This is a genomic window from Streptomyces sp. NBC_01217, assembly GCF_035994185.1.
In the GTDB taxonomy this organism is placed as follows: domain Bacteria; phylum Actinomycetota; class Actinomycetes; order Streptomycetales; family Streptomycetaceae; genus Streptomyces.
Window position 1 is genome coordinate 5,002,085 of record NZ_CP108538.1, and the last position, 13,298, is coordinate 5,015,382.

Annotated in this window: 18 protein-coding genes; 15 read left to right on the top strand and 3 right to left on the bottom strand. The window is 69.7% G+C overall.

From position 1 onward, the window contains the following. Nucleotides 1-131 precede the first annotated feature (131 nt). From OG507_RS22265 to OG507_RS22280, 5 genes are all read left to right on the top strand, one after another. The gene (locus OG507_RS22265) at nucleotides 132-821 is read left to right on the top strand and encodes an LmeA family phospholipid-binding protein (protein ID WP_327368946.1); all 690 of its coding nucleotides are present in this window, start codon (nucleotides 132-134) and stop codon (nucleotides 819-821) included. Between the two features lie 225 nt (nucleotides 822-1,046). Further along, nucleotides 1,047-1,154 carry a putative leader peptide gene (locus tag OG507_RS40410; protein ID WP_350983699.1) on the top strand — a complete coding sequence of 36 codons (108 nt, stop codon included), beginning with the start codon at nucleotides 1,047-1,049 and terminating at the stop codon, nucleotides 1,152-1,154. Between the two features lie 158 nt (nucleotides 1,155-1,312). Next, nucleotides 1,313-2,158, top strand: a complete 846-nt coding sequence (locus tag OG507_RS22270) for a sulfurtransferase (RefSeq protein ID WP_327368947.1) — start codon at nucleotides 1,313-1,315, stop codon at nucleotides 2,156-2,158. A 50-nt stretch (nucleotides 2,159-2,208) separates the two neighbouring features. After that, on the top strand, nucleotides 2,209-2,496 hold the full coding sequence (locus OG507_RS22275; protein ID WP_030925040.1) for a DUF1416 domain-containing protein: 288 nt from the start codon (nucleotides 2,209-2,211) through the stop codon (nucleotides 2,494-2,496). A 143-nt stretch (nucleotides 2,497-2,639) separates the two neighbouring features. Next, nucleotides 2,640-2,900, top strand: coding sequence for a DUF3099 domain-containing protein (locus OG507_RS22280; RefSeq protein ID WP_327368948.1), 261 nt, complete (start codon nucleotides 2,640-2,642; stop codon nucleotides 2,898-2,900). Nucleotides 2,901-2,916: 16 nt separating this feature from the next. On the opposite strand, the gene OG507_RS22285 is transcribed toward OG507_RS22280, so the two are convergent. Then, a complete protein-coding gene (locus OG507_RS22285) occupies nucleotides 2,917-3,279 on the bottom strand; it encodes a DsrE family protein (protein WP_327368949.1) in 363 nt (120 codons plus the stop codon). A gap of 243 nt (nucleotides 3,280-3,522) precedes the next feature. Between OG507_RS22285 and OG507_RS22290 the strand changes: the two genes are divergently transcribed. The 6 genes from OG507_RS22290 (at nucleotide 3,523) to ygfZ (ending at nucleotide 8,367) form a co-directional block, all read left to right on the top strand. Then, entirely contained in the window at nucleotides 3,523-4,290 is a 768-nt protein-coding gene (locus tag OG507_RS22290) for a hypothetical protein (protein ID WP_327368950.1), read from the top strand. Beyond that, nucleotides 4,287-5,111, top strand: coding sequence for a hypothetical protein (locus OG507_RS22295; protein WP_327368951.1), 825 nt, complete (start codon nucleotides 4,287-4,289; stop codon nucleotides 5,109-5,111). The genes OG507_RS22290 and OG507_RS22295 overlap by 4 nt, the downstream gene beginning before the upstream one ends. Continuing rightward, nucleotides 5,108-5,983: a hypothetical protein gene (locus OG507_RS22300; RefSeq protein ID WP_327368952.1), complete on the top strand. Its 876-nt coding sequence runs from the start codon at nucleotides 5,108-5,110 to the stop codon at nucleotides 5,981-5,983. The genes OG507_RS22295 and OG507_RS22300 overlap by 4 nt, the downstream gene beginning before the upstream one ends. Before the next feature lie 264 nt (nucleotides 5,984-6,247). Beyond that, a complete protein-coding gene (locus OG507_RS22305) occupies nucleotides 6,248-6,820 on the top strand; it encodes an FABP family protein (protein ID WP_327368953.1) in 573 nt (190 codons plus the stop codon). Between the two features lie 83 nt (nucleotides 6,821-6,903). Continuing rightward, complete coding sequence (locus OG507_RS22310) at nucleotides 6,904-7,380, top strand: Fur family transcriptional regulator (RefSeq protein WP_327368954.1); 477 nt, start codon at nucleotides 6,904-6,906, stop codon at nucleotides 7,378-7,380. 21 nt (nucleotides 7,381-7,401) lie between these two features. After that, entirely contained in the window at nucleotides 7,402-8,367 is a 966-nt protein-coding gene (gene ygfZ, locus OG507_RS22315; RefSeq protein ID WP_327368955.1) for a CAF17-like 4Fe-4S cluster assembly/insertion protein YgfZ, read from the top strand. Between the two features lie 70 nt (nucleotides 8,368-8,437). Here ygfZ and dtd read toward each other — a convergent pair whose 3' ends face one another. Next, nucleotides 8,438-8,887 carry a D-aminoacyl-tRNA deacylase gene (gene dtd, locus OG507_RS22320; RefSeq protein WP_327368956.1) on the bottom strand — a complete coding sequence of 150 codons (450 nt, stop codon included), beginning with the start codon at nucleotides 8,885-8,887 and terminating at the stop codon, nucleotides 8,438-8,440. Nucleotides 8,888-9,018: 131 nt separating this feature from the next. Here dtd and OG507_RS22325 point away from each other — a divergent pair, with 131 nt between their 5' ends. The 4 genes from OG507_RS22325 to OG507_RS22340 all read left to right on the top strand — a co-directional run bounded on the left by OG507_RS22325 (nucleotide 9,019) and on the right by OG507_RS22340 (nucleotide 12,942). Further along, nucleotides 9,019-9,651, top strand: a complete 633-nt coding sequence (locus tag OG507_RS22325; protein WP_327368957.1) for an RsiG family protein — start codon at nucleotides 9,019-9,021, stop codon at nucleotides 9,649-9,651. A 47-nt stretch (nucleotides 9,652-9,698) separates the two neighbouring features. Continuing rightward, on the top strand, nucleotides 9,699-10,682 hold the full coding sequence (locus OG507_RS22330) for an asparaginase (protein WP_327368958.1): 984 nt from the start codon (nucleotides 9,699-9,701) through the stop codon (nucleotides 10,680-10,682). A 66-nt stretch (nucleotides 10,683-10,748) separates the two neighbouring features. Further along, nucleotides 10,749-11,999 carry a GNAT family N-acetyltransferase gene (locus OG507_RS22335; RefSeq protein WP_327368959.1) on the top strand — a complete coding sequence of 417 codons (1,251 nt, stop codon included), beginning with the start codon at nucleotides 10,749-10,751 and terminating at the stop codon, nucleotides 11,997-11,999. 67 nt (nucleotides 12,000-12,066) lie between these two features. Then, the gene (locus OG507_RS22340; protein ID WP_327368960.1) at nucleotides 12,067-12,942 is read left to right on the top strand and encodes a GntR family transcriptional regulator; all 876 of its coding nucleotides are present in this window, start codon (nucleotides 12,067-12,069) and stop codon (nucleotides 12,940-12,942) included. A gap of 21 nt (nucleotides 12,943-12,963) precedes the next feature. Here the strand turns inward: OG507_RS22340 and OG507_RS22345 are convergent, their stop codons facing one another. Next, nucleotides 12,964-13,131 (bottom strand): hypothetical protein, encoded by a 168-nt coding sequence (locus OG507_RS22345; RefSeq protein WP_327368961.1) that lies wholly within the window; start codon nucleotides 13,129-13,131, stop codon nucleotides 12,964-12,966. Nucleotides 13,132-13,298 lie beyond the last annotated feature (167 nt).

The following is a 13,298-nucleotide window of genomic DNA, read 5'->3' on the forward strand; positions in this document are numbered from 1 at the left end:
CGGTACCCCCCCTCGGGAACCGAAGGGGGGTGCTCGCTCGTCGATCACCCGGGGCGCGCTGTGCGTCCATCCATCGGTGGACGCATGGGTGCCAGGGGTCCGGCCGGATGCAGGGTGGGGGAGGAGCGGGCATGCGTGCACTGCGAATACTGCTGGTCATAGCGGTGGTTCTGGGCGGGATCTTCGTCGCAGTCGACCGGGCGGCGGTGTACTTCGCCGAGTCGGAGGTCGAGGGGCGGGTCCAGGTCCCCGGCGCCACGATCGGTTCGACGGACGTCTCCATCAAGGGTTTCCCGTTCCTCACGCAGGTCGCCGCGGACCGGCTCGACGAGGTCGACGTCAAGATCTCCGGCATCGAGACCGACACCAACGGCCGCAGGCTCCGGATCAGCCGGATGAACGCCGCGCTGCACGAGGTGAAGCTGGCCGACGGCTACTCCAGCGCCACCGCCGCCCGGGCCACCGGCTCCGCCGTCATCTCGTACGAGGACCTGACCGCGGCCGCCAGCGACGGCGTCGTCGTCGCGTACGGCGGCGACGGCAAGGTGAAGGTGACCGGCACGGTCGACGTCCTCGGCCAACGGCTCTCGCGCAGTGTCCTGTCCACCGTCACCCTGGTCGACGGCCACACCGTGAAGGTGCGCGCGGACAAGGTGCCGGGTGAGGGCATCCCCGGCCTGGAGGGTCTGGTCCGCGAGAAGACCGACTTCCAGCGGGAGGTCGGCGGCCTGCCCAGCGGTCTGAAGCTGGAGAAGATCCAGCCGACCGCCGACGGCCTGGAGATCTCGGTCGTCGGTACGGACGTGCGGCTCGCCGGATAAGCACCCGGATAGATCCTGCCGGGACCGGGTAGGGGGCTTCGACGACCCCGCGCGCCACATATTGAGACGGCCGCGTCCGATCCGCAGATGGCTTGCGTGTCCCGACGGCAGGGGACCGATGCGAGGGGCGCTCCGCCCCTATCGTGTCTCGTATCACGGACGATCGTGTCTCACGATACGACACGGCGGTGACACGCCCGCCCGTACCTCCCTACGATCGGTCCCATGCAGTGCTCTATTGGCGGTCTCCCACAGCGGGGACGGGCGGATCTCACGAAGCGGCGGGCAGTGGACCTGTGCCGCGTCGCCGCCATGCTCTGTCGCACTGTCTGAGCGGGAGCCTTCGGCGCCCCGCATTCCCCGGCCCTTCGACCGATGTCAGGGCCCATCCCGATCGCCTGTGCACGTGCGCCGCACCCTGCGCCGCCGTACATCCGCATCACGCACCGTCTCGCATCATCTCGCCGCAAACTGCCCCGGAGGAGAACAGAATGAGCCGCAGTGACGTCCTGGTAGACGCCGACTGGGTCGAGGCCCACCTCGACGACCCGCAGGTCGCTCTCGTCGAGGTCGACGAGGACACCTCGGCGTACGAGAAGAACCACATCAGGAACGCGATCCGGATCGACTGGACCAAGGACCTCCAGGACCCGGTCCGCCGCGACTTCATCGACCAGGCCGGCTTCGAGGAACTGCTGTCCGGGAAGGGCATCGGCAACGACACCACCGTCGTCCTCTACGGCGGCAACAACAACTGGTTCGCGTCCTACGCGTTCTGGTACTTCAAACTCTACGGTCACCAGGACGTCCGCCTGCTCGACGGCGGCCGCAAGAAGTGGGAGCTCGACTCCCGCGACCTCGTCGACGGCGACCAGATCCCGTCCCGCCCGGCCACCGAGTACAAGGCCAAGGCGCAGGACGAGTCGATCCGCGCCTACCGTGACGACGTCGTGAAGGCGATCGGCAGCCAGAACCTGGTCGACGTGCGTTCGCCCGACGAGTTCAGCGGCAAGCTGCTCGCCCCGGCGCACCTCCCGCAGGAGCAGTCCCAGCGCCCCGGCCACGTGCCGAGCGCCCGCAACATCCCGTGGTCGAAGAACGCCAACGACGACGGCACCTTCAAGTCGGACGACGAGCTCAAGGCCCTCTACGAGGACGAGCAGGTCGACCTGGCGAAGGACACCATCGCGTACTGCCGTATCGGCGAGCGCTCCGCGCTCACCTGGTTCGTGCTGCACGAGCTGCTCGGCCAGGAGAACGTCAAGAACTACGACGGTTCGTGGACCGAGTACGGCTCCCTCGTGGGTGTGCCGATCGAGCTCGGCGCCAACAAGTAACTCCGCACGATCCGGACCAGCACGACCCCCGACCAGAAGGACAGAACACCATGTGTGGAGCAAAGGCCGGCGGCCCCGACGCTTCGACCATCAAGCCCGGTGAGACCACCATCCAGGGCAGCGTGACCCGCGACGGTGAGCCCGTCACCGGCTACGTGCGTCTGCTGGACTCGACCGGCGAGTTCACCGCGGAGGTCCCGACCTCGGCGACCGGGCAGTTCCGCTTCTACGCGGCCGAGGGTACGTGGACGGTGCGCGCACTGGTTCCCGGCGGCAGCGCCGACCGCACGGTCGTGGCGCAGACCGGTGGCCTCTCCGAGGTCGCGATCGCCGTCTAGTTCCGGACAACACGGCCTCGCGGCCGCACTGCCGGCCGAAGGGCCGTACCCCGGGGGGTTGGACGCCTTCTGATGCGGGGTACGGCCCTTCGTGCCGTTCGCGAGGAAGCTCGCACGGGCGGGAACGGGCCTACGCTTGAGATATGTACGCCCGACGCCGTCGCGGCTATTTCCTGATGATGGGCGGCTGCATCGTCCTTTTCGTCTCGGCCTGGTCCTTTGTCAGGCTGTGGTCGATGCCCGCCGCGATAGCGATGTGTGTCGTCGCCATGGTCATCCCACCCGTCGCGGCCATGGTCGCCAACCGCCGGGGTCCGGAGGACCGCTGGTGGGACGATCCGTCCGGCGATCCGAAGTCCGACGAGTGGTGGGACGAACTCGACGGCAAGAAGCGGCACCAGTAGCCATGGCGCGGGTGCGTCAGTAGACGAGGGCCTGGACGCCGTCGGCCATGATCTCGCTGACGAAGACCTGGGCACCCGCGATCCGTACGCCCTTCAGGACGTCCTGCTCGGTGATGTCGCGGCGGGCCGCGCACTGCGTGCACAGGGTGATCTGCCCGCCCGCCTGGATCGACTCGATCAGATCGGGCAGCGGTGCGGCATGCGGCAGTTCGAACTCGGCGGCGCGCCCCGGCAGGGCGAACCACGAGGATTCCCCGGTCAGCCAGAGCGAGACCTCCACACCGCTGGCGACCGCGACCGCGGCCACCGTGAACGCCTGCGAGCAGCGCTCGGCCGCGTCGGCACCGGCAGTCACCTTGATCACGAGCTTCTTCGACATATGCCGAACTGTAATCGTCGGGTGGGCAACCTCATCGCTGCGGTGGCAGTCAGGTGTGTGCGCGGATAACGGAATCAGCGCCTCTGGTCTCGTGGGGGGACCCAATTGGAACCGAAAGACACCATTCCTGGCGGCCAGGCCGGGCCGCTCGCCGAGAAAGAGATACCGCTCGCTGCGACAGAGCCACCCGCGCCGGAGCCGGTGGCCGCGCCTGTGGCTGAGCCCGCGCCCGCTGTTGAGCCCGTGCCCGCTCCTGCGCCCGCCGCGCCCGTCGCGAGGCGCCCGCGTGGGCGTACGGCTCTGCTGATCGCCGCTGCCGCAGTCCTCGGTATCGCCGGTGGCACCGCGGTGGGCTACGACGTCCAGGCCGGACGCGCCCCGACGCCGCTGCCCGCGCTGTCGCAGCCCGATCTGGCGTACCCGGCGAAGGCACTGCCCGCGGACAAGGTCCCGGACCCGCTGCCCGCGTCCCAGGACCGGCAGGTCAAGACGGACGGCGACCTGCGCAGACTCCTCGCCGGCAGGCCCGCGGGCTGGAGCGACGACGACAAGTCGATGCTGGGCCTCGGCGACGGCTGGCTCGGCCTGGACCTCTATGCCCGCAACTTCAAGGACGAGGGCTCCATGTACGAGTACTTCCTGGAGTACGACCTACGCCGGACCGCGGGCGCCGCCTGGAAGCGCGGGCAGTACCGCACCGCCGAGACGCACCTCGTGCAGTTCGGCCCGGGAACCCTCCAGGGGGCCCAGGACTTCGCCGAGGGTCAGCTTTCGTACATGCCCGGAACCGAGATCGGCGCGGGCAACGACGGCGACGCGATCAAGGGCAGCGGCAACGGCCGCTACTACCTCTACAAGGTGGAGCGGAAGCCGGGCTATCTGCCCTCGTACCACGCCAGGGCCATCGTGTACCGCGGCGACATCGTCGCCGACATCCACATCTTCGACACCGTACCGATCAGCAAGAAGGACATCCGGACGCTGGCCGAGCGACAGCTGGAGCGCCTGTGAACGACGTGACCACGCCGCAGATCACACCGGACGGGAACGCCGACACGCCCGGGACCGTCACCCCGCTTCCCCCGGCCTCCCCCGGCCGGGCGCGCCGGGTGATCCTCACGGCGCTCCCCGTCGTGCTGGTGGTGGCCGCGGTCGGCGGCGCGGCCGCGTACACCAAGATCACGGTGGACGACGCCGACCGCAGCGCCAGGACCAGTCTCTGGAAGGCGCCCACGCACAAGCCGGGCAAGGACCCGGCCGGTGACGTGGCCCGGGGCAGGGCCTCCACCGAGCTCAGCAAGCTGCTGCTGCCGGTCCCGAGCGGCTACCGGCTCGGCCCCGACAACGGGGAGCTGGGCAACGACGGCGAGCAGAGCGGCAAGAACGCGACCGCCGCCATGAAGGAGAGCGCCCACGGCCTCGCGGGCAAGGAACGCCGGGCCTACGAGCAGCGGATCGACAAGCTCCGTATCGAGGGCATCGCCGTCCGCTCCTATGCCGACGGCAGCAGCATGGTGATCAACACCGAGATCATGAGGATGAAGGACAAGAAGGCCGTCCGAAACCTCTACACCTTCAGGACGGGCCTCCTGGAGTCCCTCGACGTCTTCCGCCAGGAGCCGAAGATCAAGGGGCACACGAGGAACGCCAAGTGCTACGTCCTGCGCAAGGGCAGCAAGGACTCCATCGAGTCGATGAACTGCCTGGCGTACGACGGCGAGCTGAGCATCAGCGTCTCGGCGTCCGGCACCAAGCCGTTCGACCGGACGGCAGTCGCCGAACTGCTTGAGGACCAGCTCAAGCACATCACGTCTCCGGGGGAGTACGTATGACCGAGCAGACGACGCAAACGCCGGACGTGACCACCGGAACCGAAACCGCGCCCGTCCCCGTCCCGCAGGCTCCCGAGCCGCCCCTGTTCCCGCCTCCGCCGCTCCCGCCCGGGCCGCCGCGGCGTGTCCTGCGGGCCGTCGCGCGGTGGACGGCGGCCGTCCTGGTGTGCGGGGGCCTCGGCGCCGGCACAGCCGCGGGCATCACCTCGATGGAGCGCACCGACGTGCCCGGTCTGGCCACCGAGAGCGACGGCCGCTGGGACTATCCCGAGCTCGGCCTGCCCGCGCTCCCGGCCGGTCTGCCCCGTCCGTACAGCGACGGCAATGCCGGCGAGGTCCACCACGCCGACCTGCGGCGCCTGCTGCTGCCCGCCCCGGCCGGAGCGACCGCGGACAAGAAGCTCGACGGCGGCTGGGTGAGCACCGAGCAGTACCTCTCCGAGTATGTGAAGGACAAGCGCTCCGACATCACCCGGACCCTGAAGGACTCCGCTCCGCGGCACGTCGCGGCCCGCGGCTGGACCATGCCGGACGGCACGTCGACCCGGATCTATCTCGTCCAGTTCAACTCGACGGCGTTCGCCCAGGGCTTCATGGACTCGATCGACGGCGGCAGCGGATCCGGGGTGCCGCTCGTCGGGGCGCCCGAGACGGTTCTCGACGAAGGATGGAGCGGCGGCGGCAAGGTGAGCGGCACCTCGTCGTACGTGTACGACGAGGCGAAGCCGTACGGCGAGGAGCAGGTCCGCCAGGGGTACCTGGTCGCCGGTGACACGCTCGCCCTCGTCGTCCAGACCCGCAAGGGCAAGGAGGGCACGGCGACGGTTCCGTTCCACCAGACGCTGATCCTGCAGAACCAGCTGCTGGGCTGACCTGCCTCCCGGCGGGCGCCGGGCAAACCCCGAACCGACGGGCCGGGCCCCAACCCATTAGGCTGGGGCCCGGCCCCGTACTGCTGTCATACCGCTCGCTCCAAGGAGTTCCCGTGCTTGAGGCATTCTTCTCCGCCCTGCTGGTCCTGGTCTGCGTCGGCGTTCTCGCCTTCGCCGGCCTGACCGTGAAGAAGCTGTACCAGGGTCAGCGCTGACCCGCGTCCGCACCGCTCATCACCCCCTCACAGATCGTCTGAGCCGCTCATGATCGAGATCCCGTCCGACCTCCACCCGGACCTCGTCCCGCTGGCCTTCCTCCTCGGCAACTGGGCGGGCGCGGGAGTCTCCGACTTCCCCGGCGCCGAGCAGTGCAACTTCGGCCAGGAAGTCTCCTTCAGCCACGACGGCCGGGATTTCCTGGAGTACGTCTCGCACACCTGGGTGCTCGACTCCGAGGGCGAGAAGGTCAGGCCGCTGGAGTCCGAGTCGGGCTACTGGCGCATCGACAAGGACCGCAAGGTCGAGATCGTCATGGTCCGCGACCAGGGCGTCATCGAGATCTGGTACGGCGAGCTGGCCGACCAGAAGCCGCAGATCGACCTGGTCACCGACGCGGTGGCCCGTACCGCGGCCTCCGGCCCGTACAGCGGTGGCAAGCGTCTCTACGGCTATGTGAAGAGCGACCTGATGTGGGTCGGCGAGAAGGCCACCCCCGAGGTGGAGCTGCGCCCGTACATGTCGGCGCACCTGAAGAAGGTCGTCACCCCGGAAGAGGTCCAGGCGATGGCCAAGAGCCTGGGCGACCTGCCGGACGACGGCATCGCGTTCTTCAAGTAGGCCGCCCCGTTCGGGCTGTCCCATTCGCGGGTGCTCTCGCACAAAGCTGCGGACAGGTGCTCACCCGGTCCTACACTGGGCCTGTGGTGAGCACCGACTGGAAGACCGACCTCCGGCAGCGCGGCTACCGGCTGACGCCGCAGCGGCAGCTGGTGCTGGAAGCCGTCGACACGCTGGAACACGCGACGCCCGACGACATCCTCTGCGAGGTGCGCAGGACCGCGTCAGGCGTGAACATCTCCACCGTCTACCGGACGCTCGAACTCCTGGAGGAGCTGGAGCTGGTCAGCCACGCCCATCTGGGGCACGGCGCGCCGACGTACCACCTGGCCGACCGCCACCACCACATCCATCTGGTCTGCCGTGACTGCACGAACGTCATCGAGGCCGATGTCGACGTCGTCGCCGAGTTCGCCGCGAAGCTGAAGGGCGGCTTCGGTTTCGAGACGGACATGAAGCACTTCGCGATCTTCGGCCGCTGCACCGACTGCACGGCGTCGGCGGCGGCGGGATCCGAGGGCGGGGCCCGGACGGACGATGCGGCCGATCCCAAGCCGTAAATCGCGTCGTACGCTGGTCGCATGAAGAGCCCCCTGCTGTCCCTGCCCGGCGCCGTCCCCGCCGAAGGCCGCGACGAAGGCGTCGCCGCGCACTACGGTGACCTGTTCCGCGAGCAGCGCGCCCTCGCCGAAGGTTTTGGCCTCGTCGATCTCTCGCACCGCGCCGTCGTCACCGTCACCGGCAGCGACCGGCTGGCCTGGCTGCATCTGCTGCTCACCCAGCACGTCAGCGAACTCGCCCCGGGACAGGCCACCGAGGCCCTGATCCTCTCCGCGAACGGGCACATCGAGCACGCCCTCTATCTCGTCGACGACGGCGAGACCGTGTGGATGCACGCCGAACCGGGCACGCAGGGCGATCTGATCGCCTACCTGGAGTCCATGAAGTTCTTCTACCGGGTCGAAGTCGCCGACCGTACCGAGGAATTCGCCGTGGTGTACCTGCCGGCCGGCTCCATCGCGGACGTCCCGGACGGTGTGACGGTACGGGAGACGGCGTACGGCCGGGATCTGTTCCTGCCCCGCGCCGACCTGGAGAAGTACGCGGCCGACAACGGACCCGTGGCCGGCATCCTGGCGTACGAGGCGCTGCGCGTCGAGGGGCACCGCCCGCGCCTCGGCTTCGAGACCGACCACCGCACCATCCCGCACGAGCTGGGCTGGATCGGCACCGCCGTCCACCTCCAGAAGGGCTGCTACCGGGGTCAGGAGACGGTGGCCCGGGTGCAGAACCTGGGCAAGCCGCCGCGGCGGCTGGTCTTCCTGCACCTGGACGGCAGCGAGGTCGTCCTGCCCGGACACGGCACGCCGGTGCGGCTCGCGGCGGACGGCGCCGAGGGCCGGCAGCTGGGCTTCATCACCACATCCGCCCGCCACCACGAGCTGGGGCCGATCGCCCTGGCCCTGGTCAAGCGGAACGTCGCGGTGGACGCGGAGCTGCTCGCGGGGGACACGGCGGCTGCCCAGGAGACGGTCGTGGAGCCGTAGTCCTGCGCGGACCAGCCGCGCGGACCGCACTGCCCGTACCCGGGCTCGGACGCGCTGTCCGTACCTCGGCTCAGACCTCGATGATCACGGTGAACGGGCCGTGGTTCGTGAGCGAGACCCGCATGTCCGCCCCGAACCGGCCCGCCTCCACCTGTGCGCCCAGCGCCCGCAGCTGGGCCACCACCTCGTCGACCAGCGGCTCGGCGATCTCGCCGGGTGCCGCGGCGTTCCAGGTGGGCCTGCGCCCCTTACGGGCGTCCCCGTAGAGAGTGAACTGCGAAATCACCAGAAGCGGTGCATTCACGTCGGAGCAGGACTTCTCGCCCTCCAGAATGCGGACCGACCAGAGCTTGCGGGCCAGCTGCGCGGCCTTCTCCGCGGTGTCCCCGTGGGTGACTCCCACCAGCACACACAGTCCTTCACCGACGATTTCGCCGACCACCTCGGGCCCGCCCGACGCGCCCGCGCCGTCGGCCACCGTGACGCTCGCACCGTCCACCCTCTGCACCACTGCACGCATACGGACCAACCTATCTCGGCCAACCCATCTTGGGCTGAACGGGTACAGAGCATCCACACGGGTCTCACCGGAGTGGCACCATGCTGGGAAGGCGGTGTGCCGACGCACCGGTCGAGGGGATGGACACACGTATGAGTACCTATGGAACCGGGCAGTCCCCCGGTGCCGTGCCGGTCACGTGCACCGGCGCCAGTACCAGTACCAGTACCAGCATCAGTGCCAGCACCATGCGCCCACCCGTCCAGCGCACCGGACACGGTCCCGCGGACGGCCTGTCCACGGGACCGCAGACCGAACTGGACGGCCTGCGACTGCCGGAGCTGCGCACACTGCGCCGCGATTCGCAGCGCGACGAGGCCGACCTCAGCTATGTGCGGCGGCTGGTCCAGGGGCGCATCGACATCCTGCGGGCCGAGCTGGCCCGCAGGCGGGACCCGGAGACACCGGTGGTGGACCGGCTGTCGGAGATTCTCGCCGACACCCCGTCCCAGCACCGTTCATCCGCCCGGCATGTCACGCTCACCACACCGCGCAGCGACGAGTACCGCCGGCTGGCGGCCGAGACGCTCGCCGAGGTCGAGCTCTCCGACCTCGACGCCCGTACGGACGAGGAGCTGCACGCCGCGATGGGGCGCCTGGTCCGCTACGAGCAGCAGGTCTCGCGCCGCCGTCACCAGCTGCAACGCACCGCTGACGATTGCAGTGCGGAGATCGCCCGCAGGTACCGTGAAGGTGAAGCACAAGTAGACGACCTGCTCGCCTGAAGCGATCCTTCCGGGGGCGGGTTCCAGCCCGTCCCCGGAAGGCCACCATGACCTCCAGCGCGGCCCCCGCCGTCCCCTCCGTCATATCCCCCGCCCACCCCGTCCTGGCCGAGGTCGTACGGTCCGGTTTCGTGGAGGGCCGGCACCGGGGCTCGCTGGTGGTCCTGGCCGCCGACGGAAGTGTGGAGCGGGTCCTGGGCGACCCGGCGGCGCCGGTCTTCCCGCGCTCGTCCAACAAGCCGATGCAGGCCGCGGCCGTGCTGCGGGCCGGGCTCGATCTGTCCGGGGAGCGGCTGGCACTGGCCGCCGCGAGCCACTCGGGCGAGGGCTTCCATCTCGAACTCGTCCGCACGATGCTCGCCGAGCACGGACTGACGCCCGGTGATCTGCAGACCCCGCCCGATCTGCCGCTGGACCCGGCGGAGGCCGAGAAGTATCTCGCCGCGGGCAACGTCCGGGACAGGATCACCATGAACTGCTCCGGCAAGCACGCGGCGATGCTCGCGGTGTGCGCGCTGAACGGCTGGGACCGGGCGTCCTACCTCAACCCCTCGCACCCGCTCCAGCAGCTGGTGCACCAGGTGGTCGAGGAGGCGGCGGGCGAGCCGGTCGCGGCGGTCGGTACGGACGGGTGCGGGGCGCCGCTGGTGGCGATCAGCCTGATGGGTCTGGCGCGGGCCTTCCGCTCGTTCGTACTGGCGGAGCCGGGGACGGCGGAGCGCCGGGTCGGGGACGCGATGCGGGCCCACCCCGAGTACGTCGCCGGAACCCGCCGCCCCGACACCTGGCTGATGCGGGAGGTGCCCGGCACGCTCTCCAAGATGGGCGCGGAGGCGGTGCAGGCGGTGGCGCTGGCGGACGGCCGGGCACTGGCCTTCAAGATCGACGACGGTGCGACGCGGGCGCTCGGCCCGGTTCTGGCGCAGTCGCTGCGCCTGCTCGGCATCGATGCGCCGGTGGTCTCCCGGATCGGGCGCGAGCCGCTGCTGGGCGGCGGCGGTGAGGTGGGCGAGATCCGGGCAGCGTTCTGATCGGACTGCGCGGGGCGCCGGAAAAGCGGGCGACATCCGGCGGGCCGGGTGCCTAGCGTGGAGTGCATGGGTCCTGATGTCCGTCCGATCGCCGAATCCGAGTTCCCCAACTGGCTGCGCGCCCTCAACACCGGGTTTCTGCGCCCGCCGTCGGTGACGGAGAAGGAGGTCGCCGTCCGTCTCCCGCACATCGACCCGGCCCGTACGCAGGGCGCGTTCGACGGCGGGCGGTGCGTGGCCACGTTCCGTTCGTTCGCGCAGGAGCTCACGGTCGTCGGCGGCGCCACGGTGCCGGCCGACGCGATCTCCAACGTCACGGTGTCGCCGACGCACCGCCGCCGCGGGCTGCTCAGCCGGATGATGGCCGCGGACCTGGCGGCGGCGAAGGAGCGCGGTGATGTGGTCGCCACGCTGATAGCCGCCGAGTACCCGATCTACGGGCGGTACGGCTTCGGTTCGGCGGCGTGCACCACCGAGTGGGAGATCGACGTACCGAGGGCGGGCCTCGACCCGCGCTGGTCGGGCCCTTCCGCGCAGGACGGCGGCCGGATCGACCTGGTGAGCGGCGCGGACGTACGCAAGCTGGGCCCGGCCCTCCACGACCGGCTGCGCACCCGGCAGCACGGCACGGTCAGCCGCGACACACGCTGGTGGGAACTGACCACCGGCGAGAACCGGCCTGACCCCGACGCCTGGACGGAGCCCTTCTACGCCGTCTACAGCAACGCGGACGGCGAGCCCGACGGCCTGATCATCTACCGCGCCGACGACCACTGGGGCGACGCCAAGCAGCCCCTGAACCGGGCGACCGTCTTCGACCTGATCGCCGACACCCCGGCGGCGGAACGGGCCCTGTGGCACTTCGTCTGCTCGATCGACTGGATCAGCACGGTCCGCACCGGCCACCGCGCCCCCGACGACCTGCTGCCCCACCTCCTCCCGGACCCGCGCGCGGCCCGCATCGTCACCCAGGCGGACTGGCTGTGGGTACGCCTCCTGGACGTCCCCCGCGCCCTGGAGGCCCGCACCTACGCGGCACCCGGCGCACTGACCCTGGACATCCACGACCCCACGTCCCTGACCACCGGCCGCTACCACCTGAACGCCACCCCCGCCGGCACAACCTGCACCCCCACCAGGACCACCGCCGATCTGGCCCTGGACGCAAGGGAGCTGGCCACGCTCTACCTGGGCGACGAATCCCCGACCCGCCTGGCAGCCCTGGGCCGCATCGAAGAACTCACACCGGGAGCTGTTGCGCGAGCGGAGACCATGTTCCGGGCGGCGCGGCGGGCTTGGTGCCCGGATGTGTTCTGAGGGTCTGCCGCCCGCAGCCGAGCAGGTTCAACCACCTTTACGGTGAACGAAGTTGTAGCGTTCTTCCGTGACCCCCGAGCACACAGCGATGGACGGCAGCCGGATGCCCTCGTCCGAGGAGGTGGCGGACGCCCTTCGGGAGCGGATCCGTACCGGAGAGCTCAAGGCCGGGGATCACCTGCCCACTCAGTCCGCGCTGGCGGAGGAGTTCCGAGTCGAACGGGGCGTGATCCGGCTGGCGCTTCAGCGTATGCAGGATGATGGTCTTCTCGCCGCCGTCACCAGGGGGATGCCGCCCCAGGTGGCGAGCCCGGCCGATGCCGAGACGCCCCTGCAGACCGCGGCCGGGCTCGGGCCGCGGATTCTTGGGGCGTTCGAGAGCGACGAAAACGTACGCATCGACGCGCTCTGCCTGACGGCCGAGTCCCTCACCCTGGCCCTGGCCGAGCCGTTGCAGCGGATAAGGGCGGGGCGGCTGTCACCGAGTTCGGTGAAGGTGCGGGTCCTGCTGCCCGCCCGCGACCTCGACATGGCCTTCCCCCGCCGTACCGAGCCCTTGGAGGGCGACCGGGCGGTGCACGAGCGCTGGCTGGCCCTGCGCAACTCGCAGGCGCATGTGGTCAGGCACAACCTCGAAGCTCTGCGCAGCACGCGGGACCTGCACGTCGAGGTGGAGATGAGGGCCCTGCCGTTCACCCCACCCGTCAAGCTGTATCTCCTGAACGGGTCGGAGGCGCTGTTCGCGTACTACACCGTGACGAAGCGCGAAGAACTGATCCACGGCGAACCCACCGAGCTGTTCGACGTGCTGGGCAGCGATTCGACACTCTTCCGCTTCGAAAGCTCCGCCGCGGTACGGGATCAGCTGTTCGTGACGCAGTCCGAGGCGTGGTTCGAGAGCCTGTGGAGCACCATCGCGACCGAACTGGTCCTGCGCAGCTGATCTGATGGCACCGTTACACGCTCAACCGTCGGTGGGGACGATGAGCAGAGCCAGGATCAGAGCTCCCGCGCAGGCGCAGTTGGGGCTCCCCGCCTTGAGCCCAAATGTAAGCAGAGCCAGGCCCACCGTTCCCATGAAGCCGTACTTCCACTGAACGATCTGCTCAAGTCCCAGCGTGATGAATGGCATGGCGATCACTCCTCCGGTGGTGAAGGGGCGTCGGTGCTCGCACTCCGTTGTGCCGCTCGGACGCTGCCTGCGACTCTCAGCAACCAATCAACTCTCCCGAATTTGACCGGTTGACTTGAGCTCATTCTTCCCTGTGGGTGAGTAGTCGCAAACTTGTCTGGTTGTAC